We start from the raw sequence: 24,520 nt of genomic DNA on the forward strand, positions 1-24,520 counted from the left end.
ATGTCCCGCCCCGCCTGGACCCTCTTTGCCTACCAGCTGATCGAGCCCGATTCCCAGCTCGATCTGTTCGCCTGCCGCGAGGTGCGCGTGCATCTCGTCGCCCGCCAGCTGGAGCTCGGCACCCCGGCAGACCGGACGCTTTGTGGTGGCCTTCTACCTGCGCAGCCGCTCTGGCGCGAGGCTGAACGGGAACTGCTGCGCGATCGGCGAATCTGCCCGAGTTGCCTGCAACATCTGCAAGAGGAGAAGCGCGGCCGGCGAATATCCTGGCCGCTATGAACTCTCCCGGAGAGCGGGGTCTGAGTGTTACACTATTGCCCTTTCTTTCAACCGCTCTCATCAAGGATCACTCGGATGTTGTCGCGCGTTTTTGCCGCCTGCTCGCTGTCGATCGCCGCGCTGCTGTCGGCCAACCCCGTTTCCGCTCTTGAGCTGCCGCTGCCGCCGCCGGGCGACGACATCGTCGGCCAGGTGCAGGTGATCAAGGCCAAGTACGAAGACACCTTCGCCGACCTGGGTAAGACCTACGATCTGGGCTACCAGGAAATGATCGCCGCCAACCCTGGCGTCGACGCCTGGCTGCCGGGCACGGGTACCGAAGTCATCATTCCGACTCGCTTCATCCTGCCGCCGGGCCCGCGCGAAGGCATCGTCATCAACATTGCCGAGTACCGCCTGTACTACTTCCCGAAAGGCAAGAACGTCGTTTACACCTATCCGCTGGGTATCGGTCGTGAAGGTTGGGGTTCGCCCATCGCGCACACCAGCATCGTCGCCAAGACCAAGGATCCGGCCTGGTATCCGCCGGCATCGATCCGCGCCGAGCACGCCGCCGACGGCGATCCATTGCCGACCGTGATCCCGCCGGGCCCGGACAACCCGTTGGGTCCATACAAGATGTCCCTCGGTGTTCCGGGCTACCTCATCCACGGCTCGAACAAGAAGTTCGGCATCGGTACCCGTACTAGCCACGGCTGCTTCCGCATGTACAACAACGACGTGACGGAAATCTTCCCGATGGTTCCGGTCGGAACTTCGGTACGCATCATCAACGAGCCGTACAAGTTCGGTCGCGCCGAAGGCAAGATCTATCTGGAAGCGCACACTCCGATCGACGATCACGGCAACCCGTCGGTAGTCGACAAGCACACTGCAGTGATCAATGCCCTGCTCAAGCGCGAAGACATCGCCAACCAGATGCAACTCGACTGGAACACCGTGCGTGACGTCGTGGCTGCCGAAGATGGCCTGCCGGTCGCAATCGCCCAGCCGACGCCGCCTCAGTCTTCCGTGGCTGCCAGTGAGAACGCCGTGCAGAACCCCTGATACCCGGGGCTCTTCACGAAACCCGCTGACCTCAGGTCGGCGGGTTTTTTATTGCCCACAGGAAGTTGCAGGCAATAAAAAAGCCGACCCGTGAGGGTCGGCTTTTTGAATAGATCCGAGGATCTATTACTTGCGGCTGGCTTTGTCCAGCATACGCAGAGCGCGCTCGTTAGCCTCGTCAGCAGTCTGCTGGGCTTTCTGAGCAGCGGCCAGAGCTTCGTCAGCGTGACGATAGGCTTCGTCAGCGCGGGCTTGAGCGCGGGCAGCGGCGTCTTCGGTAGCGGTCAGACGGGCTTCGGTTTCTTTCGAGTGGCTGCTGCAACCGGTGGCCAGAACAGCAGCCAGAGCCAGAGCAGAGAATTTCAGAACGTTGTTCATCGTGTTCCCCTTAAGGTGGACATTTCCATTAAAGCAATCTCCCACGACTGGGAAATTAGCCGGACTACATAGTACTCATTACTTGTAGTAAGTAAACTGACCAAGCGCAAGTAGAGCAATTTTTTTTATGCTTGAGCGAACTTTGCACTAGTTTCGTCATGCATTTGCACAAAAAGTGTTCAATTTATGAAACGGTTGCGCTGGCGGGTGAGTCGTAGGGCGGCTTGGGCGGGTGCTCGAGGATGGGGCAGAGTACTGTTTTCTGGCCAGCAAGTGGCTTGATCGCCATCTTCGAATTAGTTCAATCCGAACTTGCAGGTATCGGGGAAGTAATCGACCGAGAACGAAAAAGCCCGGCTAACTTCATCAGTTAGCCGGGCTTTTGATCTGGCGGTGAGGGAGGGATTCGAACCCTCGATACGGTTTCCCGTATACACACTTTCCAGGCGTGCTCCTTCAACCGCTCGGACACCTCACCAGAATCTCGACAGCGCTGTGTCTGTCGAGGCGCGCACTTTACTCAAACAATTCCCCGAACGCAAATCTTTTTTCAACGGATTCATCGGCTTAAGACTTTCGGGGGGAAATCGGCCGGTGCCGGCTTGCTACACTGGGCGCCTTTCATCGAAGGCGAGTGCAATGGCCAGCTGGGACATCTTCTGCTGCGTGGTGGACAACTACGGCGACATCGGCGTGACCTGGCGCCTCGCCCGCCAGCTCGCCGGCGAGCATGGGCAGCAGGTGCGCCTGTGGATCGACGACCTGGCTTCGTTCGCGCGCCTTTGCCCGCAGGCCGACGCCAATCTGGCGCAGCAATGGCAGGCGGGCGTCGAAGTGCGTCGTTGGCCGGCAGTATGGGAAGAGACGGCTGCCGCCGATGTGGTCATCGAGGCGTTCGCCTGTCCGTTGCCGGCTTCCTATGTAGAAGCCATGCAGACGCGCGCGGTGGCGCCGCTGTGGCTGAACCTGGAGTACCTCAGTGCCGAGGACTGGGTGATTTCCTGTCACGGCCTGCCATCGATGCAGCCCAACGGACTGCAGAAGTACTTCTACTTCCCTGGTTTCCAGAATGGCGCTGGCGGACTGCTTCGCGAGGCTGGGCTGATCGAGCGGCGCCAGGTCTTTCAACGTGACACGCAGCAGCGGCAATCCTTCCTGGGTGCGCTCGGAGTAAGCATGCAGGAGGGGGAGCGGGTCTTCTCTCTATTCGCCTACGAGAATCCCGCACTGGGCGGCTGGCTGGATAGCTTGGCTTCGGCAGGGCAGGCCACGCTTCTGCTGGTTCCGGAAGGGCGGGTGCTGGGGGATGTGGCGGCTTGGTTCGGATTGCCCGGATTGGCGGTCGGCGCTCAGCATTCGCGCGGCAGCCTGCGCGTCCAGGTATTGCCGTTCGTGCGCCAGGAGGACTACGACCTGCTGCTGTGGAGCTGTGATTTCAATGCCGTGCGCGGTGAGGATTCCTTCGTCCGCGCGCTATGGGCTGGCCGGCCGTTCGTCTGGCACATCTATGAGCAGGAGGAGGGTGTTCACCTGGAGAAGCTGGACGCTTTCCTCGCGCTCTATGTGCTGGGGCAGGACGAAGCGCTCAGGGCGCCGCTGGTCGCTTTCTGGCATGCCTGGAACGGACAGGGTGAGCCGAGCGCGGCCTGGTCGGCGCTGGAAAAGCAGCTGTCGTCGTGGAGCGATTGGGCCGATCGCTGGAGCCGCGAATGCGCGGCAAAAACGGATCTTGCCGCGGGGCTGGTGCGTTTTTATACAAATTGGCTATGATATGGCCCCTGTTTTTTGTCACCAATCCAATCGGATAATCGTATGAAAACCGCACAAGAGTTCCGCGCTGGCCAGGTTGCCAACATCAATGGCGCCCCCTGGGTCATCCAGAAGGCCGAGTTCAACAAATCCGGCCGTAACTCCGCGGTCGTCAAGATGAAGCTGAAGAACCTGCTGACCGGTGCCGGCACCGAGACCGTGTTCAAGGCTGACGACAAGCTGGAGCCGATCATTCTCGATCGCAAGGAAGTGACCTACTCCTACTTCGCGGACCCGCTGTATGTCTTCATGGACACCGAGTTCAACCAGTACGAGATCGAGAAAGACGATCTGGAAGGCGTGCTGACCTTCATCGAAGACGGCATGACCGACGTCTGCGAAGCGGTGTTCTACAACGAGAAAGTGATTTCCGTCGAACTGCCGACCACCATCGTTCGCGAAATCGTCTACACCGAGCCGGCTGTCCGTGGCGACACCTCCGGTAAAGTGATGAAGACCGCTCGCCTGAAGAACGGTGCCGAGGTTCAGGTTTCCGCCTTCTGCGAAATCGGTGACTCCATCGAGATCGATACCCGCACCGGCGAGTACAAGTCCCGCGTCAAGGCCTGAGCCTTCGCGTGACGTGAAAAAGCCCGGCAGATGCCGGGCTTTTTCGTTTCCAGCGCCTGTCATTTCAGGTGCTGTTTCAGCTCGACGCCGGCCTGACGCATGGCGGCCTGGACTTCCGGGACCTTGGCCAGCGGGTTGAGCAGGCCGTAGTCGTGGATCATGCCGTTGTAGCGCACGGCGGTGACCGGCACGCCGGCGGCGTCCAGGTGACGGGCATAGGCCTCGCCTTCATCGCGCAGCACGTCGAACTCGGCGGTCTGCACCAGCGCCGGCGGCAGGCCCTTGAGCTGCTCGGGCGTGGCGCGCAGCGGCGAGGCGTAGGTCTCGGCGCGCTGTTTCGCGTCGGTGGTGTAGCTGTCCCAGAACCACTGCATCATCGGCTTGGTGAGGAAGTGCCCCTGGGCGAACTGGTTGTACGACGTGGTCTCGAAGCTGGCGTCGGTCACCGGCCACAACAGGGCCTGGAAGCGCAGCTTGGGCGTGCCCTTGTCCTTGGCCATCAGCGCGACCACCGCGGCCATGTTGCCGCCCACGCTGTTGCCGGCCACCGCCAGGCGCGAACCGTCGACGTTGATCTCCTTGCCGTGTTCGGCGACCCACTTGGTTGCCGCGTAGGCCTGGTTGATCGCCACCGGGTAATGCGCCTCGGGGGAGGGCGTGTAGCCGACGTAGACCGCCACCGCGCCGGAGTTCACCACCAGGTCGTGGATCAGCCGGGCGTGGGTCGGGTAGTCGCCGAGCACCCAGCCGCCGCCGTGGAAGAACATGAATACCGGCAGGGTGCCCTTGGCGTTGGCCGGGCGGACGATGGTCAGCTTGATGGCCTGGCCATCGGCCTGGATGGTCTTCTCGCTGACGCTGGTGCCGGAGAGGTCCACCTTCACCGAGGCCTGGGCGCCGGTCAGAACGGCGCGGGCATCCTTCGGCGAGAGCGTTTCCAGCGGTTTGCCGCCGCCGGCTTCCAGGGCTTCGAGGAAGGCCTGGGTGGTGTGCTCGACGCCCGGGCTGCCGGCGGCGAAGGCATTGCCGATGGCGAGGGCGAGCAGGCCGCCGGTCAGGGTTTTGCTGAGCGCTTTCATGTTCATGTCCTCGGTGGGGTGGCTGGGCTTGGGTCAGACGGCGACGTTCAGGCGCACGTCGATGTTGCCGCGGGTGGCGTTGGAGTACGGGCAGACCTGGTGAGCCGCGGCGACCAGCTCTTCGGCAACGCTGCGATCAAGGCCGGGCAGGCTGATGTTCAGTTCCACTTCCAGGCCGAAACCGCCGGGGATCTGGCCGATGCCGACCTTGCCGGTGATCGAGGCGTCTGCGGGGAGCTGACGCTTGCTCTGGCTGGCGACGAACTTCAGGGCGCCGATGAAGCAGGCCGAATAGCCGGCTGCGAACAGTTGTTCCGGGTTGGTTGCTGCGCCGCCCAGGCCGCCGAGTTCGCGCGGGGTGGTCAGTTTCACGTCGAGGACGCCATCGGAGGAGACGGCGCGGCCGTCGCGGCCCCCGGTAGCGGTAGCGGTGGCGGTGTAGAGGGCTTGGATGCGTTGCATGATGGTTTCTCCAGTACGTTTGTTCGTTAAAGTTTTGCGCGCTAAGTAAGTGCGTGAGGCAGAAGTTAGTCTCATGTTGTTTAGTGCGCAAGATAAATTTTGGAAGAATTCGCGATAAGCAAATAGCGATCAGGGAATAAGCGTCTAGTCCGCGCCTTGCAGGCTGCCGCGCAGGTCCACCAATTCGTTCTTCAGGCTGGCCAGCTGCTTGAGGTCGAGGCCGGTGGCGGCGAGGATGCAGCCAGGAACGCTCTCGGCCTGTTGGCGCAGGGCGCGGCCCTTGTCGGTCAGGCGCAGTTCCACGACTCGCTCATCGGCCTGGCTGCGCGTGCGGGTGATCAGGCCTTCGCCCTCCAGGCGCTTGAGCAGCGGGGTGAGGGAGCCGGGATCGGTGAGCATGCGTGAGCTGATGTCGCCGACGGTGATGCCGTCCTGCTCCCAGAGCACCAGCATGGCGATGTACTGCGGGTAGGTAAGGCCCAGGGCCTGCAGCAACGGTTTGTAGACCTTGGTCATCTGCAGCGAGGTGGAGTAGAGGGCGAAGCACAGCTGGTTGTCGAGCTTGAGGGCTTCGCAGGCGTCCAGTGACGGTTTCATGGGGTGCCTCCGAATAGGTCGTTGCGCATTAATTTAGCGCGATGGCTAATTTTTGAACAGCTGCTGTTCCAGTGCCCGGTCCCACGGCGGCGGGAAACCGAAGCGCTGCGCCAGGAACTCCAGCAGCCGTTCGCTGCGCGAATGGGGAGTGCGCTCCAGGCGCAGCACATGGATGCTGCCGGGTTCGGGTTCCGGCATGCGGCCATTGCAGAACAGCGGCAGCAGGCGGCCGTCGAGCAAGTATTCGCTGCACAGCCAGGTCGGCAAGTGCGCCAGGCCCAGCCCCTGCAGGGCGCCTTCGACCAGGGCTTCGGCATTGTTGGCTGTCATCCGCAAACGGCCAGGCCGCAGGTGCTGCAGGCGGCCGTCGATGAGGAAGCGCCAGGCCTGCGGCGGCGCCAGTCCTTCCCAGTCCAGGCCTACATGCGCCGGCAATTCCAGCGGCGAGAGTGGCGTGCCGTGGTGCTTCAGATAGGCGGCGCTGGCGCAGACGATCCTTCGCATCGATGCCAGGCGCGTCGCTACCAGGCGGCTGTCCGGCAGCGGGCCGATGCGCAGCACCAGGTCGACCTGGCCGAGATTTTCGCCGCGCTGGTCGGTGAAGCTGTCGATCAGGCGCAATTGCACGTCGAGACCGGGGTTGGCTGTGAGGAAGTCGGCGAGTATGGGCGCCAGGTGGCGCCGGCCGAAGGGGATGGGGGCGTCGATGCGGATAAGCCCCTCTGGCGCGGTGCTCAGCGAAACGGCTTCGGCGCGGCCTTGGCGCAGTTCGTCGACGATACGCCGGGCGCGCTCTGCAAATGCATGACCGGCAGGCGTCGCGCGCACCGCATGGGTGCTGCGGATCAGCAGTGTGGCGCCCAGGCTGGCTTCCAGCGTGTCCATGCGCCGCGCCACCGCGGACGGCGTGAGCTGCCGCAGGCGCGCCGCGGCGGAGAAGCTGCCGCCTTCGAGTACATCGAGATACAGGCTGAGTTGTTCTTCGAGGGAGGAGGGCGTCATGGCGCTGCCTGTGCGAAAAATGCAAAGCCATTGTGCTGTGCTTTGCGTTTCCCATCCAGCCTGGCTTGCCTAGCATGGGGCCATCAATGTGGAGGTGCTTATGGTCAGTCTGGCGCTGGAATTTCTTTTGGGTGTGGTCCTGGGCAGCCTGGGTGGCTTGTTCGGAATTGGTGGTGGAATGCTCGCGATTCCTGCCTTGGGCGTGCTGTTCGGCCTCGACCAGCAGCTGGCGCAGGGCACCGCGCTGGTGATGGTGCTGCCCAATGTGCTGGTGGCGCTATGGCGCTACCACCAGCACAACCGGATCGATCCGCTGCAGGCATCGGTACTCGCCGTGGCCAGCCTGGTCTGCGCCTTCTTCGCCGCCCGCTTCGCGGTCAACATGGACGCACGGCACATGCGCCTGGCGTTCGTCATCTTCCTGGCGGTGCTGGCGTTCTTCCTGCTCCTGCAGCTGTCCCGAAAAGCGCCGCAGCGGGGCGATACGCCGCGCTACGGGCTGCACTGGATGGGCGCACTGGGACTGGGTGCCGGGACCCTCGGCGGTCTGTTCGGCGTCGGCGGCGGTGTGGTGGCGGCGCCCGTGCTGACGTCAGTTTTCGGCCTCACCCAGGTCGCTGCACAGGGGTTGGCCCTGGCTCTGGCGGCGCCGAGCACGGCAGTAGCGCTCGCCACCTATGCCGGTCACGGCCATGTCGACTGGCAGACCGGGGCGGCACTGGCGCTCGGCGGGATGCTGAGCGTTTCCTGGGGGGTACGGATGGCCCATGTGCTACCCGAGCGCGGGCTGCGCGTGGCTTTCAGTGCGTTCCTCGTGCTGTGCGGCCTGGTGCTGGCGATACATGCATGATCCGTCTCAGGCGCGGAAGCCTTCGACGATGTATTCCGCCAGCTTGTCGGTCACCGGCGTCATCCGGTTGCCGCGCAGCAGCACGATGCTCGCATTGGGCAAGACGGGCAGCCCTTCTTCTTCACCCAGGATGCGCAGGTTGCCGGTCAGCAGGCTGCGCAATTGCGCGGTGACTGCGAGTCCGGCGCTGGCCACGGCGAACAATGCAGAGAGGCTGGGGCTGCTGTAGGCGATGCGATAGTCGATCTCCATTGCTTCCAGGGAATTGCAGGCCCAGGCGCGGCAGAAACAAGTGGTGTTGAACATCGCCAGCGGCAGCGGGCGCTGGTCTTGCGGGCAGAAGCCTTCCGCGGCCATCCAGACGAAGGGCTCCTGGCGCAGCAACTGACCGATCTCGGTGCCGGGCTCGCGGGTGACGATGGTCAGGTCCAGGTCGTTGCGCGTCAGCAACTGCGAAGACGGTTCGCAGTGCACTTCTACCTGCACCAGCGGATAGGCCTGGGCAAAGCGCGAAAGGATCTCCGGCAGGAAACGCATCACGTAGTCGTCCGGCGTGCCGATGCGCACCGCGCCGACCATGTGCGGCTGGCGGAATGTGTTGAACACCTCGCCCTGCAACCGCAGGATGCGCCGCGCATAACCGAGCAGCACCTGGCCTTCCGGCGTCAGCCGCACCTGCCGGCCGTCGCGTTCGAACAATGCGCGCTCCAGCACGTCCTCCTCGAGGCGCTTCATCTGCATGCTCACCGCCGATTGGGTGCGGTTGACCACTTCGGCGGCGCGGGTGAAGCCGCCGTGATCGGCGATGGCGACGAAGGTGCGCAGCAGTTCGCTGTCGATGCTGGGGAACGTGCTCATACATCAATCTCCGAGATGGGATGCATAAGAATGATTCGTTGGATTGATCTTATGCCTGGCGAGACACTAGTGCCAGCCCCACAGGGAGGACAGCATGATGAAAGCTCAACTAGGCTTCGTGATCACCCCGCACAAGGCAGCGCGGAACGCTTTGCACCCATCGCTCTGGCAACGCCTGCAGGCCCGCATCTGGCGCTGGCGCGAACTGGCCCGGCAGCGCGAGCAACTGGCCAGCCTGAGCGACGAGGCGCTCAAGGACATCGGCCTGAGTCGCGCCGATATCCTGCAGGAAAGCGAAACTCCGTTCTGGATCGACCATCTACGCCGCTGAGCGGCAATCATAAATGCACAAGGACTTGCCCATGTCCCACCGCTACCACCTGGCCCAGGTCAACATCGCCCGGGCCAGGGCACCCATGGATCACCCACTGATGCGCGGTTTCGTCGAGCAGCTCGCGCCGATCAATGCCCTTGCCGAGGCCAGCCCCGGCTTCGTCTGGCGCCTGCAGACGGAGGAGGGCGACGCTACCTCCATCCAGGCCTTCGACGATCCGCAGATCATCGTCAACCTGTCGCTCTGGGATTCACTCGAAGCGCTGCGCGACTACGTCTACGCCGGTCCGCACCTGGAGCTGCTGAAGCAGCGCAAGGAATGGATGGAGAAGGTGGACGGGCCGAGCCTGGCGCTCTGGTGGCTGCCGGCGGGGCAACTGCCGACGCTAGAGGACGCGCGCCGTGCCCTGCAGAGCCTGGCCGAGAAGGGCTCGACTGCCGAGGCCTTCAGCTTCGCCCGGCCATTTGCCGCACCCTCCACGCAGTCGCTGCCGGCCTGAGGCGAGTTGGCGTAGGATCGAGCCTCGATCCGGCCAGGGAGCGCCCGCATGACCGACAGCTTGTCCCTCAAGGAAGCCCGCCGCCTGGCCTTGGCGGCCCAGGGCTTCGCCAATCGCCGGCCGCGCGCGCAGGTGCAGCGCAAGCACTTGCAGCAACTGATCGAGCGGCTCGGTGTATTGCAGATCGATTCGGTCAACGCGCTGGTGCGTTCGCACTACCTGCCGCTGTTCTCGCGCCTGGGCAATTACTCCCAGGCGCTGCTCGACGAGGCGGCCTGGAGCGCCGGGCGGCATCGGCGGATGTTCGAGTATTGGGGGCACGAGGCCTCGCTGCTGCCACTGGAGCTTTATCCGCTGATGCGCTGGCGCATGCGCCGCGCGGCGGACGGGCAGGGTATCTACAAGCAGCTGGCGCAGTTCGGCGTGGAGCAGCGCGCAGTCATCGAGAGAGTCCTGCAGGCGGTGCGCGAGCAAGGAGCGTTGGGCGCCGGCAGCCTGAGCACGCGCAGCGAGCGCGCGGGTCCCTGGTGGGACTGGAGCGCCGAGAAGCACGCGCTGGAATGGCTGTTCGCCGCCGGTGAGGTGACTGTTGCGGGGCGACGGGGCTTCGAGCGTCTCTATGACTTGCCGGAAAGGGTGTTCCCGGATGTCCTGCTGGGTGCTCCGGAACCCGGCGCCGAGGAGGCGCAGCGAGGTTTGCTGCTGCACGCCGCCGTCGCGCTTGGGGTGGCGACCGAGGCGGACCTGCGCGACTACTTCCGCCTCGATGCTGCGGATAGCAAGGCGCGGTTGGCTGAGCTGGTCGAGTCCGGCGAGCTGCGACAAGTGCAGGTCAAGGGTTGGTCGCAGGCCGCCTACGTGGCCGGCGAACCCGTCATTCCACGCAAGGTGCGGGCGAGCGCGCTGCTGTCGCCGTTCGATTCGCTGGTGTGGGAGCGCGCACGCACCGAGCGGCTGTTCGACTTCCGCTATCGGCTGGAGATCTACACGCCGCAGCACAAGCGGGTGTACGGCTACTACGTGTTGCCCTTCCTGTTCGACGAGCGCCTGGCGGCACGCATCGACTTGCGTGCCGAGCGGGCCCAGGGGCGGCTGGCGGTGCACGCCGTGCATGAGGAGGAGCGGCCGTTGGGCGAGTCGGGATATGCCAGCCTGGCCGAGCAGCTACGCGAGATGGCGGACTGGCTGGGGCTGGAGAACGTGCACGTGGGCTGTCGCAAGCCGGAGGGCGCTCGCCTGAAGGCATCCCTGGCGCAGACCCTGTAGGAGCGAGCTTGCTCGCGAACCGCCCAGGCACAAGAGCGTTCGCGAGCAAGCTCGCTCCTACGAAGAGCCGGGCCGCTTAGCGGCGTACCTGTTTCAACGTCTCGGCGATGAGGAAGGCCAGCTCCAGCGACTGGTCGGCGTTCAGCCGTGGATCGCAGTGGGTGTGGTAGCGATCGCTCAGCCCGGCTTCGGTGATCGGTCGCGCGCCGCCGATGCATTCGGTGACGTTCTGCCCGGTCATCTCGATGTGGATACCGCCCGCGTAGGTGCCTTCGGCCTTGTGCACTTCGAAGAACTGCCGCACCTCGGTGAGGATGCGCGCGAAGTCGCGGGTCTTGTAGCCGCTGGAGGCCTTGATGGTGTTGGCGTGCATCGGGTCGCAGCTCCACAGCACCTGGCGGCCTTCGCGCTGCACGGTCTGCAGCAGGCGGGGCAGGCCGTCGCCGACCTTGTCGGCGCCCATGCGCACGATCAGGTTGAGGCGGCCCGGGTCATTGTCCGGGTTGAGGATGTCGATCAGGCGGATCAGCTCCTCGTCGGTCATGCTGGGGCCGACCTTGACCCCGATGGGGTTGCCCACGCCGCGCAGCATTTCCACATGCGCGCCGTCGAGCTGGCGGGTGCGGTCGCCGATCCAGAGCATGTGCGCCGAACAGTCGTACCAGCCGCCGGTGAGGCTGTCGCGGCGGATGAAGGCTTCCTCGTAGTTCAACAGCAGCGCTTCGTGGGCGGTGAAGAAGCTCACTTCGCGCAGCTGCGGCGAGGTGTCCAGGCCACAGGCGCGCATGAAGGCGAGGGTTTCGTCGATGCGATCGGCGAGCTGGCTGTACTTCTCGCCCAGCGCCGAGTTGGCGATGAAGTCGAGGTTCCACTGGTGCACTTCGTGGAGGTCGGCGAAGCCGCCCTGGGCGAAGGCGCGCAGTAGGTTAAGGGTCGCGGTGGACTGGTGGTAGGCCTGCAGCAGGCGTTGCGGATCGGGTACGCGGCTGGCCTCGTCGAAGCCGATGCCATTGACGATGTCGCCGCGGTACGCCGGCAGGGTGACGCCGCCGATGGTTTCTTCACCTGCCGAGCGCGGTTTGGCGAACTGCCCGGCCATGCGCCCGACTTTCACCACCGGGCAGCCGGCGGCGAAGGTCATCACCACCGCCATCTGCAGCAGCACCTTGAAGGTGTCGCGGATTTTCGCCGCGGAGAACTCGACGAAGCTCTCGGCGCAGTCGCCGCCTTGCAGCAGGAATGCACGCCCGGCCGTGACTTCGGCGAACTGCCGGCGCAGCTCGCGGGCCTCGCCGGCGAACACCAGCGGCGGGTAGCTGGCGAGGCTTTCCTCGACCGCGCGCAGGCGGGCGGCGTCGGGGTAGACGGGTTGCTGCTGGATGGGAAGGCTTCTCCAGCTATCGGGGCTCCAGGCTTGGCTCATCGGTGGCTCGTGCGGCAATGGCGAAAGATGCTCGAATGGTATCACCGGCGCTTGCGGCGGCGCTCGGGCAGTGATGGGGCTGATCCGCCGGGGCTGGTATCCTTGCGCCTCCGACCATCCGGCGTGACGAGCACGCCGTCCACCGAGCAAGGATTTCCGAGTGCGCCAAGCAGTGCCGAACATTCCTCCATCGACTCCTCCAGCAGACGCCGTGGTTCGTCCCGCCTGCATGCAGTGCAGCAGAGCAGCGCGATGAGCGAAGACCGTCTGATCGTCGAGGAGCGCGACGAATTCGGCGTGATCCGCGTGGTCGAGCAGGGTGACTTCCGTTACCTGGAGTTCGGCGACGAGGTCGAGCAGAGCTGCGTGCTGACCGCCGACCCGAGCTGGCTCGAGTACGACTACTCGCGCGCCATGCTGCTCGGTGCGCTCTGCCACTCGAAGCCCAAACGCGCGCTCTTCCTCGGCTTCGGCGCCGGCAGCCTGACCCTGGCCTGCCTGCGCCACCTTGCGCTCGACGAAGTGGAGGCCATCGAGTTGCGCCCAGCGGTGCCGCGCCTGGCCCGTGAGCACCTGGGCCTCGGCGAGGACCCGAGGCTGCTGCTGCGGGTCGGCGATGCGGTGCAGGAGTTGCAGGACTGCGAGCCGGCCGATCTGATCTTCCTCGACCTCTACACCGACACCGGCCCGGCGCCGGCGCACCTGGGCTGGGATTTCCTCGGCGCCTGCCGCGAGCGCCTGCGTCCCGGCGGTTGGCTGGTGATCAACCAGTGGAGCACCGACGACGGCCGGCCGCTGGGCGCGGCGCTGCTGCGCGGGCGCTTCCACAGGCATTACTGGGAGTGCCCGGTGCCGGAGGGCAACGTGATCGTCTTCGTCCCGGCCGGGCTCGAGCAGACGCTCAACCTGCGCGGCCTGAAGAAGCGCGTGGCGGCACTCGAGCCGCAGCTGGGCTATTCGCTGCGCCCGTACATCGAGTCGCTGCGGCCGGCACAGTGAGCGCCGGCCGGCTACTCAGGGGAACTGGTAGCTGAAGGTGATGTTCAGGCGCGGGCTGCGTTCGTCGTTGTCGATGGCGCGGTCGCCGAACGGCTTGGCCACTTCCACGCCGACCACGTAGTGCTTGCGGTCGGACAGGCGGACGCCGAGCGCGCCGGAACCCAGCTTGGAGCCCTGCAGGCCATCGCTGTTGTACCAGGTGCGTGCCCCGTCGATGACGGCATAGGGCTGCAGCTGGTTGAGCACATGGTTCTGCAGCAGGAAGCTGTAGTTCGCCTCATAGGACGCGCCCCAGCCTTTGTCGCCGGTGGCCTGGTCGTCGGGGTAGCCGCGGCCGAAGTTGGAACCGCCGTAGGTGACCTGCTCGGAGTCCGGAAGGATGTCGTGGCTCCACTGGAAGCTCGTGCTCGCCACGCCCTGCCAGTGTTCGCCGAACTGGTTCTGCTGGGCGCCGAAGCCGAGCACGCGGGTGAAGGCCGCTTTCACCGGGTCGGTAGTCTGCGCGCCGAAGGCGTTCAGGCCCTGGTAGATACCCAGGCTTCCAGCACGTACCTGCTTGTCGGCGAACTGCTGCACGACGGTGTCGACGCCGACCACGCGCAGCTTGTTGTGCAGCTCGACGCGATAGGGAATGGCCGGCACCACCAGGTCGTAGCGGCTGGTGTCGTCCACCGTGTAGGCGCGCAGGTTGACGTCCCAGGTCAGGTCGCGGCGCAGCAGTACGGGGATGCCGAGCCCGGCGTTGATCCGCTCGTTCTCGCGATGTCGCGCGTACTGCAAGGGGCCGACCACCACGCGGTCTTCCGGCTGCGAGTCGTAGTGGCTGTATCCGGCGAGCAGTTGCAGGCCGTCGTCGCCGAGCAACTGGCTGTAGTTCCAGGCGCGGTAGTACTCCTTGTCGTCGCCCGGCGGGTACAGATAGCTGAACTGCAGGCGTTCGCCCAGGCCGAGCATGGACATCAGGCTGGCGGAGAACACACCGCGCTGCTTGCCGTGGCGGGTATCGAAGTCGGCGCTGGTCTCAACGCGCTTGCGCTGGCCGACCATCTCCAGCACGGCTCCGCCATCGGTGGTGGTCGGCGGGTCGAGGATCATGTTCATCTGCAGGCCGGCCACCCGGCTCATCAGCACGCTGAAGCGCTCGAAACTGGCCCGGGTCAGCGGCCGCTCGGCCTTCAGCCGTTCGATCCAGCGATCGACGCGGGCCTGGTGCACGCCGAAGTCGCCGGCGGAGCGGACCTCGCTCAAATGCCCTTCGATCAGCATGATGCGCCCGACGCCCTGGCTGAAATCCTGGTTCGGCACGTAGGCGAAGGAGATGACGAAGCCGTCGTCCTGATAGCGCCGGGTCATCGCCTTGGCCGCCGCGACCAGATCGCCGACACGGATTTCGCGGCGGGTCAGCGGCTCCAGTAATGGCTTCCAGGTCGCCAGCGGGTAATGGCCGCCGCCGACGACTTCGATGCGCCGCAGGCGGATGTTCTGCTGCAGCAGTTGCTGCGGCTGGCGCGACGAGGCATCCGGGGTGACCACCTTGGGCGCCTGCGGGCGGATGTCGCCGCCCGGCAGGTTGGGTTTGGGCAGGCTCTGCTCGATGTCCGAGCCGGGCAGCTGGATCGGTTTTTCCGCCCAGGCGAAGGGGCAGGCCAACAACAGCGTCACTACGGCTAGCTTGCGCATCTGGTTTCTCCCTGAAACCACTGCAGATGAGGTGCAAAGGGCCGTTGCGGCCCCTCGCGCTACAACCTGGGCGGATCGACGGGTTACGGTTTCGGCGCAGTGACGCCCAGGACGCCGCCGCCCAAGGCGGTGTTCACCCCGCCGAGCAGGCCACCGACTGTGCCGAGGGTGCCGCCGATCAGACCGCCGCTATTGGGTTGGCCGTTGGTGGTGGTGCCCGCGCCGACACCCGCTGCAACGCCCGAGTCGCTGGCGGCCACAGCGGCGCCAGCGCCCAGGCCGTTGCCGCCACTGCCCACGCCCAGCCCTGCACCGGCGACCAAGCCACCGGTGCCGCCGAGGGCGCCAGTGACGCCGGAGACCAGGCCACCCGCCGGGTTGCTTCCGCCCGTGGCGCCGCCAAGGGCTCCAGTGACGCCACCGACCAGCCCACCTACCGGGTTGCTGCCGCCGGTAGCGCCACCGAGGGAGCCGGTCACACCGGAGACGAGCCCGCCAACCGGATTGCTTCCGCCGCTGGCGCCACCCAGTGCGCCGGTAACGCCGCTCAGCAGTCCGCCGACCGGATTGCCGCCCGAGCTGCCATTGCTGCCTTGAACTACGCCGCCCGCGGCACTAACGGCCTGGCCGACGTTGGCGACGGCGCCGCCCACCGGGGCGAGCCCTGTGGTGCCGCCAACCTGGTTGCCGGTCTGGGTCACCAGGCCGCCGACGGTGCTCAGCAGGTTGTTGACCGGCGCGCCGAGCCCGGTGGCCGCCCCGGTTTTCTGGGTAACGCCCTGGACCTGGCTGACCAGGCCGGCGGTGGTGCCGCTGAGCTGGGTGGTCAAGGGGGCGAGGGGACCATTGCCGGTCACCGCGCCGCTGAGCGAGTCGCCGATCATGCTGATCTGTCCGCCGACCTGATTCACGGTCCCGCCGAGGGTGCGGGTGAGGGGGCTCAGCGGCGTCGAGGCGCCAACGGCAGTCACGGTGCCGCCCAGATCGCTGACTGCCGCTCCGGTGTTGTCCACCAGGCCGCCAGCGCCTGCCACGGTGGTGCCCAGTGCGTTGGGATTGCTGCCAAGTTTGCCGACGCCATTGGTCACGCCGCTGCCCAGTGCGCTGACACCCTGGCCAACGTCCTGGACGACATCGCCGGCGCCGTTGGTCAGGCTGCTGCCGCCCACTGGCAGGCTCACCGATTTCACCAGCGCACCGACGCCGCCAACGGTGCCGCCGACGTCGGTCACCGCCTCGCCGGTATTGCTGAGCACGGTGCTGGCGGCCAGTGCTGGCGTGGCGCCGCCAGTGCCACCGGTGCCACCCGTGCCGCCGGTGCCACCGTTTCCATTGGTTCCGCCGGTACCGCCGGTGCCTGCGGTGTTGCCTGTGCCGGCTGTGCTGCCCGATCCGCCGGCCGCCGAGCCCGATGCGCCGGTCGACGAATCGCCGCCACCGGAGCCGCCACTGGCTGTGCTGGCCTGTCCGGAGTCGCTGCCGGAACCATCGGAACTGCTGTGATGACCACCGCTGCTACTGCACCCTTGAAGCGACAGCGCAACGACCAGAAGAGACAGTGCGAAAGTGCGAATCGAACCGGACATGTTCAGCTCCTCCCTGAAGGGCTCTGATTTCAGGAGAAGTCTCGAACAGCAGGCCTGGCGAGCACTTCAACTGAAGTGGGCTCAGTTGTAGTGCCTTGTTGGGATCGGCGAAATTGGAACTTGTATATAGTCGTTTTGATATTTGTTTAAGCGCTTGAGTTTAATTGTTTTGCCTTCTTGGAAGAGCAGTAGGGAAACTTTCCCTACTACCTTGTGTATAGCGCTTAATGAGCGGAGAAAGTTGCTTCTATCTGCTTGTCTAATTGCCGCTGAAGTTCCCTTCGCGCCTTTCCAGCATGGCTTTCAGCCCTTCTTCGGCATCGGCGCTGGCCATCAGCTCCTGCACCTTGGCAGGGATGCTCGCGGCCGCTGCGTCCTGGCTTTCCTCCAGTGCCTGACGTGCCGAAGCGAGGGTCGCTCCGACCGCCAGAGGGGCTCGGCTCGCGACGCGGGCGGCGAGTTTCAGGGCGTTTGGCAGGAGCTCTTCGGGTGCCCAGATTTCCTGGACCAGACCCAGCCGGTACGCCTCATGGGCATCGAATTCGTCGCCGGTGAGCAGCCAGCGCATGGCGTTGCCCCAGCCGGCGGTCTGGGGGAGGCGGAGCGTGGCGCCGCCGAAGGGGAAAAGACCGCGGCGTACTTCCATCTGTGCGAACCGCGCATTGCTCGCGCACAAGCAGATATCGGCGGCCAGCATCAATTCGATGCCAATGGTGAAGCAATAACCCTGCGCGGCGACCATCAGCGGTTTACTCAGGCGTGGCCCGCCGAAGGTACCCCAGGGATCGACGGCGCCTGCCGGCAATTGCCAGCCCTTTCGGAAGCGTTCGCCGACATCGGCCAGGTCCAATCCGGCGGTGAAGTGTTCGCCGTGGGCGATGAGCAGGGCGCAGCGCAGGTTCGGGTCGCGCTCGTATTCGCCCAGGGCCAGGACCAGCTCGTCGAGCATGCGCTGATCGAAGGCGTTGCGTTTCTCGGCGCGGTTCAGGCCGAGCACCAGCAGGTGGCCCCGGTGTTCGCTGGTGATGCGGTTTTCGCTGGCTGGCTTCACGGTCAGGTTCCTGCTGGGATGGAGCCTGCATGGGTATAGCGCAGTCCGGCGACGTTGCAAGTTGCTACCGTGCGACGGATCGTAGCGGAAAAGCGCGCAAGCCTGACGAATTTCCGGTATCATGCGCGCCGGCCTTTTCACGGCCTCGTTCGGGATCCCGCATTTTTCGGAGCTCAAGGCTCTGGCCGTGCGTCCGCTAGCGCGGACTCTCCTTGACGTCATTCTTCCAACAGCACACATCGCAAATCCCCGCTTCCAGCTGCCTGGGTGACTTCGTAGTCGTACAGGGCATGCGCAGCATGGCTATTGGGTCTTTGCGGATGTATTTAGAGGCAAAACCCATGACCCAGGAAACCGTCGGCTTCGCCGAACTCGGTATTCACCCCAGTATTCTCGCTGCCATCGCCGCCGTCGGCTACGAAGAGCCGTCGCCGATCCAGGCCCAGTCGATCCCGGTGATCCTCGAAGGCCACGACATGATCGGCCAGGCCCAGACCGGCACCGGCAAGACCGCCGCTTTCGCCCTGCCGCTGCTGTCGAAGATCGACCCGGCGCGCCGCGAGCCGCAGGTGCTGGTCCTCGTGCCGACCCGCGAGCTGGCCCTGCAGGTAGCTACCGCCTGCGAAACCTACTCCAAGCAGATGCCGGGCGTCGGCGTCGTCGCCGTCTACGGCGGCGCGCCCATGGGCCCGCAGCTCAAGGCCCTGCGCCAAGGCGCGCAAGTGCTGGTAGCGACCCCCGGCCGCCTGTGCGACCACCTGCGCCGCGACGAAAACCTGCTGGCCACCGTCGAGCGCCTGGTCCTCGACGAAGCTGACGAGATGCTCAAGCTCGGCTTCATGGACGACCTCGAAGTGATCTTCGAAGCCATGCCGGAAAGCCGTCAGACCGTGCTGTTCTCCGCGACCCTGCCGGCCTCGATCCGCAGCATCGCCGAGCGTCACCTGAAAGAACCCAAGCACGTCCGCATCGCTGCCAAGACCCAGACCGTCGCCCGCATCGAGCAGGCCCACCTGATGGTCCACGCCGACCAGAAGGCTGCCTCGATCCTGCGTCTGCTGGAAGTGGAGCAGTTCGACGCGCTGATCGGCTTCGTCCGCACCAAGCAAGCCACCCTGGACATCGCCGAGCTCCTCGAGCGCCAGGGCTACCGTGCTGCCGCGCTGAACGGCGACATGCCGCAAGCCCAGCGTGAGCGCGTGATCGAGTCGCTGAAAGACGGCTCGCTGGACATCGTAATCGCCACCGACGTCGCTGCCCGTGGCCTGGACGTGGCGCGCATCACCCACGTGCTGAACATCGACATGCCGTACGACCCCGAGTCCTACGTGCACCGCATCGGCCGTACCGGCCGTGCCGGCCGCGAAGGTCGCGCGCTGCTGCTGGTGACTCCGCGTGAGCGCCGCATGCTGCAGGTGATCGAGCGTGTGACTGGGCAGAAGGTCGGCGAAGTGCGCCTGCCGGACACCGAAACCGTGCTCGAAGCGCGTCTGAGCCGCCTGGCCAATAGCCTGCAACCGCTGCTGGAAACCGCCGTGGCCAACCGTGGCGCCGTGCGCGACGAGCTGATCCGCCGCCTGGGCACCGACATGGAAACCCTGGCTGCCGTGCTGCTGGCCAAGCTCACCGAAGGCAAGGCGCTGGACCTGGAATCGGTCCGCCGCGAGCAACCGCTGACCCCGGCCGCCCCGCGCGAGCGCAGCGATCGTGGTGGCGAGCGTGGCGAACGTTTCGAGCGCCGTGAGCGTCCGGAGCGTAGCGGCGAGCGTTCCTCCGCCCCGGGTCGTCCGATGGCTCCGCCAAGCGAAGGCAAGGCCCGCTGCCGCACCGCCCTGGGCGCGCGCGATGGCGTGGCGGCGAAGAACCTGCTGGGCGCCATCCTCAACGAGGGTGGTCTGTCCCGCGAGGCCATCGGCCGCATCCAGATCCGCGAAACCTTCAGCCTCATCGAGCTGCCGGAAGAGGGCCTGGAGCGTCTGCTGACCAAGCTCAAGGACACTCGCGTTGCCGGCAAGGCCCTGCGTCTGCGCCGCTACCGAGAAGACTGAGTCTTCGCGCTGCAACGCAAAAGCCCCGCCTAGCAGGCCGTGTGAAAACACGCTGTGAGCAAGGCAAAACAAACGCCCCGACTGGTTCGGGGCGTTTGTTTTTTTGGAGGGATCAGCCCATCAACTCGATCAGGCGACGCGCGCCGAGTACCTGAATCGCGCGTTTGAGGTTGTAGGCCTGCACGGCCAGGGCCATTTCCGTACTGGCGCCCGCTAACTGCCGCAGCAGGAAGCGGCCGTTGCCGAATATCCACTGTTTCAGGTTACCGAAGGGGTGTTCGACGATCGCCCGGCGCTTGGCCATCATCTCCGGCCGGGCCTTCAGGCGTTGCTGCATGCGCTCGAACGCTGACTCATGGGTATGACGGCTGAGATGACGACGCTGGCTATTCGTGCAACGCGCCTTCAAAGGGCAAGCGCGGCAGTCGCCGGCGATCGCATAAAGCCTCTCTGTGCCTCGTACCTGTTTGAGCGGGAGCCACTGGCCTGCCGGGCACTGATAGCGGTCATGATCCACGTCGTAGGTAAAGGCGCTGCGATCGAACAGCGCCGTGCCGTTGCCATGATTGTTAACGCCGCGATTCGGCGGCACATACGCGCTGATGCCTGCATCCTCGCACGCCTGGAATTGCTCGCCATTGGAGTAGCCGGCGTCCGCCGTGACCGTCAGTTGCGCCTGTTCCAGCACGGCTTGAGCGGCTTCCGCCATCGGCTGCAACTGGCGAGTGTCATTGCCATCCTGGGTCACCTCGTGGTGCAGCACCAAGCAATGCTTGTCATCGACGGCACTCTGCACGTTGTAGGCGACCCGCGCGCCCTGGTGAGTTCGCATCAACTGGGCATCGGGCTCGCCGATCACGAACTGCTCGAGCCCCTGGGCCTGCATCAGTACCTGGCAGGTCAGGTTGTCCGCGTGTTGAGCCTGCAACTGCTCCAGCGCAGTCTTCACGGCACACCGGTCGCCCCCATCGCCCGCTTCGGCGCGGTCGGCTTCATCCAGGTCGCTCAGATAGCGGGCTATCTCGGCCTCCAGCTTGGCTTGCTGACGCTTGAGCCGCGCCAGGCTCAGGTGCTTGCGCCGTGAAGCCACCGCCTGGAATTTGCTGCCATCGATGGCCACCAACTGACCACCGAGCAACCCGACCTGGCGGCAGAACTGCACGAAAGCACGACAGGTCGCCTGAAACGCCGAACCATTGTCTTTGCGGAAGTCGGCAATGGTCTTGAAGTCCGGCGACAGGCGACCCAGCAGCCACATCACTTCGACATTGCGCTGGCATTCGGCTTCCAGTCGGCGCGAGGAGCGAATTCGCTGGAAGTAGCCATACAGGTACAGCTTGAGCAAGTCGGCCGGATCATAGGCCGGGCGCCCCGTCCGGCTCGCCTGCGCCTTGCTGAAGCCCAGCCGCTGCAAATCCAACCGCGCCACGTAGGCCTCGATCACGCGGACCAGATGTTCTTCGGGAACCAACTCATCCAGCGACACTGGAAACAAGCTGCCCTGATCACGCCCTTCACCGCGGATATAGCCCATGAACGACAATGCCCGTATCGATCGATACGGGCATTGTCTTTGGCTTGTGCTCAGACGGCTAGGTTTTCACACAGTCTGCTAGGCGGGGCTTTTTCATGGGCGGGAGAAATACTCAGCCGAAGCGGTAGATGTCCATCCCCAGCGCGCCGAGGGTGAATCCCGCGTGTTCGATGTGCATCGGCACGCCGCCGGCACCGCGGGCGAAGTACAGCGGCAGCAGGTGCTCGTCGCTCGGATGGTTGCGAGCTGCAGAAGGCGCGCGGCGCCGGTAGTCGAACAGGGCCTCGTCGTCGTTGGCCTGCAGTTTTTCCACCATCCAGTCGCGGAAGGCCTGGGCCCAGGGCTCGACAGCGTCGGGGCTGGCGCGCCAGTCCAGTTCGCCCAGGTTGTGGGTAATGCTCCCCGAACCGATCAGCAGGAAGCCTTCCTCGCGCAACTGGCGCAGCGCCTTGCCGACGCGGTCCTGCAGGCGCGGGCCGACCCGGCTGGGCAGGGAGAGCTGCACGACCGGGATGTCGGCCGAGGGATATATCAGGCTCAGCGGCACCCAGGCGCCATGGTCCAGCGGACGCTCGGGGTCGAGGGTGGCGGGCAATTGATCGGCGGCGAGCAGGTCGACGACCCGCTGGGCGAGTTCAGGCGAGCCTGCGGCCGGGTACTGCACTTCGTAGAGTGCTGTTGGGAAACCGTAGAAGTCGTGCCAGGTTTGCGGTTGCGGATTGGCAGTGACGCGCAGGTCTGGCGTTTCCCAGTGCGCCGAAACCACCAGGATCGCGCGCGGACGCGGCAATTCGGCGGCCAGGCGCTTGAGGGGAGCCTCGCTGGCACCAGGCTCCAGGGCGAGCATCGGGGATCCGTGGGAAATGAACAGGGCAGGGAGCATGGAGCCTCCTATCAAATAGGGAATGATCCTATGTTCCCGCTACGAGATATCGAATTCCAGTATGGGTTTTCGACCATAACCATCCGTTAATTCGATTGCGTCACGCTGCCGCAGGCTGGCTTTTGGCTGGAACCTTTCGGTGATCGTGGGCTCTGAAAACCCTGTCGCCATTCGCGTTCGGGACGAGGCGCCAAGTCGTTGTGTCGGGCGCGTCGCAATCCTGACGTCAGCGAATCGACGCCGCGCAGGCATTGCGGCATGCTGCTCTCGAAGGAAATCCGGGCCAGGGAAAGTCGGCCAGCACGCGAATGCCGTTTCATTCCGTACCCGAGGTTCCATTCATGTCGCACCCCGTTCAAGAAATCGTCCTGCGCGAAGGGGATCGCCTGCTGCTGGCCGACGGCACCGAGCTACGGGTACGGCGCATCGTCAACGGGCGGGTGAGCTGGGAGATCCAGGAAGTCGAAGCGCCGCGCGCGCGTCGCGCCTGGTTGCCGTGGCCAATGCGCTCGCCGCTGTTGCGGGGCCACTAGTTCGGCGCCCATTCCTGGGCGATGATGCCTGCCTTCGCGGCGACGACCCTGTCGCTTGCTGTGTTACAGGAAACGCATCGCCATGCAGCACGACTTCTGGCAGGCGCGCTGGTCGCGCAACGAAATCGGCTTCCATCTTCCGGAGGTCAATCCCTATCTGATTCGCTACTGGCCGTCCCTGAATCTGCAAGCGGGGACGCGCGTGCTGGTGCCGCTATGCGGTAAGTCGCTGGATATGCTCTGGTTGGCGCGACAGGGTTATCCGGTACTCGGTGTCGAACTTGCAGAACGAGCCGTGCTGGACTTTTTCGCCGAGCTGGGCTGCGAGCCCCGTGTAGAGCAAAAGGGTGCCTTGCGCAGCTACAGCCATGGCGACATCGAAATTCTCCAGGGCGATTTCTTCGATCTGCAGCCGGGCGACGTACAGGCTTGCCATGCGCTCTACGACCGCGCGGCGCTTATCGCTTTGCCGCCCGACATGCGCCCCGACTATGCGCGGCATCTGTCCGCGATCCTGCCGCAAGAGCTGAGCGGTCTGCTGATCACCCTCGAATATCCGCAGGAGCAGATGGCGGGGCCGCCATTCGCTGTGCTGGCAGATGAGGTGCGCGAGCGTTTCCTGGGCTGGCAGCTGGAAGAGCTGGAGCGCGTCGATGCCTTGGCGCAAAACGCCAAGTTTGCTGCGCGCGGCGTGCAGCGCCTGGACGAGGTGGTGTTCCGTCTGCAGCGGGAGTAGGGGTGGAGAAATGAAAAGGGCGACCCGTGGGTCGCCCTTTTTTTGCCGTTGCGATTAGCGCGCGTTACGCAGCGCTTCGATGCGCTCTTCCAGCGGCGGGTGGCTCATCAGCAGGCCGGCCAGGCCATGCTTCGGACCACTGCTGATGCCGAACGCGGTCAGGCTGTCGGGCATCTGCACCGGCACGCCGGATTCGGCGCGCAGGCGCTGCAGCGCGGCGATCATCGCGTTGGTCCCGGCCAGGTGTGCGCCGGCAGCGTCAGCGCGGAACTCGCGGCGGCGCGAGAACCACATGACGATGATGCTGGCGAGAATGCCCAGCACCAGCTCGGCGAAGATGGTCGCGACGAAGTAGCCGATGCCCGGGCCTTCCTCGTTCTTCAGCAGGACCTTGTCGACGAAGTTGCCGAAGATCCGCGCGAAGAACATCACGAAGGTGTTCACCACGCCCTGGATCAGCGCCAGGGTGACCATGTCGCCGTTGGCGACGTGGCCGATCTCGTGGGCCAGAACGGCCTTCACTTCTTCGGGCGAGAAGCGCTCCAGCAGGCCCTGGCTGACGGCGACCAGGGCATCGTTGCGGTTCCAGCCGGTGGCGAAGGCGTTGGCTTCGTAAGCCGGGAAGATGCCCACTTCGGGCATCTTGATGCCGGCTTCGCGAGACAGCTCTTCGACGGTCTGCAGCAGCCACTGTTCGTGGCGGGTGCGCGGTTGGCTGATGATCTCGGTGCCGGTGCTCATCTTCGCCATCCACTTGGAGATGAACAGCGAAACCAGCGAGCCGGCGAAGCCGAATACGGCACAGAAGACCAGCAGGCTGCCGTAATTCTGGCCGGTGAAACGGTCCACGCCGAGCAGCTTCAGGGTGATGCTGGCGATCACCAGAACTGCCAGGTTGGTGGCCAGGAACAACAGGATGCGCATCATGGGTAAGACTTCTCCTCGCGGCTTGGACGCACGGCACGCAGGGGCGTGCCGTCGAGTTCCGGACGCAGGCGCGTCGGAACGGGGCTGAAT

24 protein-coding genes, 1 tRNA gene and 1 pseudogene are annotated in these 24,520 nt (G+C 65.0%); 12 read left to right on the top strand and 14 right to left on the bottom strand.

What is annotated here, in order from left to right; all coding sequences use genetic code 11:
* Together ACA097_RS23285 and ACA097_RS23290 are read left to right on the top strand one after the other, a co-directional pair.
* A complete protein-coding gene (locus ACA097_RS23285; RefSeq protein WP_043253388.1) occupies positions 1 to 279 on the top strand; it encodes a hypothetical protein in 279 nt (92 codons plus the stop codon).
* A 75-nt stretch (positions 280 to 354) separates the two neighbouring features.
* Positions 355 to 1,326, top strand: coding sequence for a L,D-transpeptidase family protein (locus tag ACA097_RS23290; protein ID WP_043253387.1), 972 nt, complete (start codon positions 355 to 357; stop codon positions 1,324 to 1,326).
* Positions 1,327 to 1,452: 126 nt separating this feature from the next.
* Here ACA097_RS23290 and oprI read toward each other — a convergent pair whose 3' ends face one another.
* Both oprI and ACA097_RS23300 read right to left on the bottom strand, forming a co-directional pair.
* Positions 1,453 to 1,704 carry an outer membrane lipoprotei OprI gene (gene oprI / locus ACA097_RS23295; RefSeq protein ID WP_024128796.1) on the bottom strand — a complete coding sequence of 84 codons (252 nt, stop codon included), beginning with the start codon at positions 1,702 to 1,704 and terminating at the stop codon, positions 1,453 to 1,455.
* Between the two features lie 388 nt (positions 1,705 to 2,092).
* Positions 2,093 to 2,182: transfer RNA gene (locus tag ACA097_RS23300), tRNA-Ser, on the bottom strand.
* 161 nt (positions 2,183 to 2,343) lie between these two features.
* Between ACA097_RS23300 and earP the strand changes: the two genes are divergently transcribed.
* Both earP and efp read left to right on the top strand, forming a co-directional pair.
* The gene (earP, locus tag ACA097_RS23305; protein ID WP_371366295.1) at positions 2,344 to 3,474 is read left to right on the top strand and encodes an elongation factor P maturation arginine rhamnosyltransferase EarP; all 1,131 of its coding nucleotides are present in this window, start codon (positions 2,344 to 2,346) and stop codon (positions 3,472 to 3,474) included.
* 42 nt (positions 3,475 to 3,516) lie between these two features.
* Positions 3,517 to 4,083, top strand: coding sequence for an elongation factor P (gene efp / locus ACA097_RS23310; RefSeq protein ID WP_017517001.1), 567 nt, complete (start codon positions 3,517 to 3,519; stop codon positions 4,081 to 4,083).
* 59 nt (positions 4,084 to 4,142) lie between these two features.
* Here efp and ACA097_RS23315 read toward each other — a convergent pair whose 3' ends face one another.
* The 4 genes from ACA097_RS23315 to ACA097_RS23330 all read right to left on the bottom strand — a co-directional run bounded on the left by ACA097_RS23315 (position 4,143) and on the right by ACA097_RS23330 (position 7,223).
* Entirely contained in the window at positions 4,143 to 5,162 is a 1,020-nt protein-coding gene (locus ACA097_RS23315) for an alpha/beta hydrolase (RefSeq protein WP_371366297.1), read from the bottom strand.
* 33 nt (positions 5,163 to 5,195) lie between these two features.
* Entirely contained in the window at positions 5,196 to 5,624 is a 429-nt protein-coding gene (locus ACA097_RS23320) for an organic hydroperoxide resistance protein (protein WP_043253385.1), read from the bottom strand.
* 144 nt (positions 5,625 to 5,768) lie between these two features.
* Positions 5,769 to 6,221: a MarR family winged helix-turn-helix transcriptional regulator gene (locus ACA097_RS23325; RefSeq protein WP_043253384.1), complete on the bottom strand. Its 453-nt coding sequence runs from the start codon at positions 6,219 to 6,221 to the stop codon at positions 5,769 to 5,771.
* 45 nt (positions 6,222 to 6,266) lie between these two features.
* Positions 6,267 to 7,223, bottom strand: a complete 957-nt coding sequence (locus ACA097_RS23330) for a LysR family transcriptional regulator (protein WP_043253383.1) — start codon at positions 7,221 to 7,223, stop codon at positions 6,267 to 6,269.
* Positions 7,224 to 7,323: 100 nt separating this feature from the next.
* Between ACA097_RS23330 and ACA097_RS23335 the strand changes: the two genes are divergently transcribed.
* Positions 7,324 to 8,073: a sulfite exporter TauE/SafE family protein gene (locus tag ACA097_RS23335; RefSeq protein ID WP_043253382.1), complete on the top strand. Its 750-nt coding sequence runs from the start codon at positions 7,324 to 7,326 to the stop codon at positions 8,071 to 8,073.
* Positions 8,074 to 8,079: 6 nt separating this feature from the next.
* Here the strand turns inward: ACA097_RS23335 and ACA097_RS23340 are convergent, their stop codons facing one another.
* The gene (locus ACA097_RS23340) at positions 8,080 to 8,931 is read right to left on the bottom strand and encodes a LysR substrate-binding domain-containing protein (RefSeq protein WP_371366300.1); all 852 of its coding nucleotides are present in this window, start codon (positions 8,929 to 8,931) and stop codon (positions 8,080 to 8,082) included.
* A 97-nt stretch (positions 8,932 to 9,028) separates the two neighbouring features.
* Here ACA097_RS23340 and ACA097_RS23345 point away from each other — a divergent pair, with 97 nt between their 5' ends.
* Genes ACA097_RS23345 through ACA097_RS23355 form a run of 3 tightly spaced genes read left to right on the top strand, consistent with a single transcriptional unit; the run spans position 9,029 to position 11,030 of the window.
* On the top strand, positions 9,029 to 9,262 hold the full coding sequence (locus tag ACA097_RS23345; protein WP_043257473.1) for a DUF1127 domain-containing protein: 234 nt from the start codon (positions 9,029 to 9,031) through the stop codon (positions 9,260 to 9,262).
* A gap of 31 nt (positions 9,263 to 9,293) precedes the next feature.
* Positions 9,294 to 9,764, top strand: a complete 471-nt coding sequence (locus tag ACA097_RS23350; RefSeq protein ID WP_160287652.1) for a DUF3291 domain-containing protein — start codon at positions 9,294 to 9,296, stop codon at positions 9,762 to 9,764.
* 48 nt (positions 9,765 to 9,812) lie between these two features.
* A complete protein-coding gene (locus tag ACA097_RS23355; protein WP_371366302.1) occupies positions 9,813 to 11,030 on the top strand; it encodes a winged helix-turn-helix domain-containing protein in 1,218 nt (405 codons plus the stop codon).
* 76 nt (positions 11,031 to 11,106) lie between these two features.
* Here the strand turns inward: ACA097_RS23355 and ACA097_RS23360 are convergent, their stop codons facing one another.
* On the bottom strand, positions 11,107 to 12,453 hold the full coding sequence (locus ACA097_RS23360; protein WP_371366304.1) for a class II 3-deoxy-7-phosphoheptulonate synthase: 1,347 nt from the start codon (positions 12,451 to 12,453) through the stop codon (positions 11,107 to 11,109).
* A 252-nt stretch (positions 12,454 to 12,705) separates the two neighbouring features.
* Here ACA097_RS23360 and ACA097_RS23365 point away from each other — a divergent pair, with 252 nt between their 5' ends.
* Entirely contained in the window at positions 12,706 to 13,452 is a 747-nt protein-coding gene (locus ACA097_RS23365; RefSeq protein WP_043253377.1) for a spermidine synthase, read from the top strand.
* A gap of 15 nt (positions 13,453 to 13,467) precedes the next feature.
* Here the strand turns inward: ACA097_RS23365 and ACA097_RS23370 are convergent, their stop codons facing one another.
* From ACA097_RS23370 to ACA097_RS23380, 3 genes are all read right to left on the bottom strand, one after another.
* A complete protein-coding gene (locus tag ACA097_RS23370) occupies positions 13,468 to 15,132 on the bottom strand; it encodes a ShlB/FhaC/HecB family hemolysin secretion/activation protein (RefSeq protein ID WP_371366306.1) in 1,665 nt (554 codons plus the stop codon).
* 83 nt (positions 15,133 to 15,215) lie between these two features.
* A complete protein-coding gene (locus ACA097_RS23375; protein WP_371366308.1) occupies positions 15,216 to 16,718 on the bottom strand; it encodes a collagen-like triple helix repeat-containing protein in 1,503 nt (500 codons plus the stop codon).
* 259 nt (positions 16,719 to 16,977) lie between these two features.
* The gene (locus ACA097_RS23380) at positions 16,978 to 17,769 is read right to left on the bottom strand and encodes a crotonase/enoyl-CoA hydratase family protein (protein WP_201752507.1); all 792 of its coding nucleotides are present in this window, start codon (positions 17,767 to 17,769) and stop codon (positions 16,978 to 16,980) included.
* Positions 17,770 to 18,075: 306 nt separating this feature from the next.
* Here ACA097_RS23380 and ACA097_RS23385 point away from each other — a divergent pair.
* Positions 18,076 to 19,817, top strand: a pseudogene (locus ACA097_RS23385) (DEAD/DEAH box helicase).
* A gap of 112 nt (positions 19,818 to 19,929) precedes the next feature.
* Here ACA097_RS23385 and ACA097_RS23390 read toward each other — a convergent pair.
* Positions 19,930 to 21,351 carry an IS1182 family transposase gene (locus ACA097_RS23390; RefSeq protein WP_371366310.1) on the bottom strand — a complete coding sequence of 474 codons (1,422 nt, stop codon included), beginning with the start codon at positions 21,349 to 21,351 and terminating at the stop codon, positions 19,930 to 19,932.
* Positions 21,352 to 21,463: 112 nt separating this feature from the next.
* The gene (locus ACA097_RS23395; RefSeq protein WP_371366312.1) at positions 21,464 to 22,234 is read right to left on the bottom strand and encodes a class III extradiol ring-cleavage dioxygenase; all 771 of its coding nucleotides are present in this window, start codon (positions 22,232 to 22,234) and stop codon (positions 21,464 to 21,466) included.
* A gap of 341 nt (positions 22,235 to 22,575) precedes the next feature.
* Between ACA097_RS23395 and ACA097_RS23400 the strand changes: the two genes are divergently transcribed.
* Together ACA097_RS23400 and ACA097_RS23405 are read left to right on the top strand one after the other, a co-directional pair.
* Positions 22,576 to 22,767 (top strand): hypothetical protein, encoded by a 192-nt coding sequence (locus ACA097_RS23400; protein ID WP_156958044.1) that lies wholly within the window; start codon positions 22,576 to 22,578, stop codon positions 22,765 to 22,767.
* Positions 22,768 to 22,849: 82 nt separating this feature from the next.
* Positions 22,850 to 23,503, top strand: coding sequence for a thiopurine S-methyltransferase (locus ACA097_RS23405; protein WP_371366314.1), 654 nt, complete (start codon positions 22,850 to 22,852; stop codon positions 23,501 to 23,503).
* Positions 23,504 to 23,557: 54 nt separating this feature from the next.
* Here ACA097_RS23405 and htpX read toward each other — a convergent pair whose 3' ends face one another.
* Positions 23,558 to 24,430: a protease HtpX gene (htpX, locus tag ACA097_RS23410; RefSeq protein ID WP_160287645.1), complete on the bottom strand. Its 873-nt coding sequence runs from the start codon at positions 24,428 to 24,430 to the stop codon at positions 23,558 to 23,560.
* Positions 24,431 to 24,520: the final 90 nt, after the last annotated feature.

Source organism: Pseudomonas sp. QL9 (assembly GCF_041409665.1).
Classification (GTDB): Bacteria; Pseudomonadota; Gammaproteobacteria; order Pseudomonadales; family Pseudomonadaceae; genus Pseudomonas; species Pseudomonas knackmussii.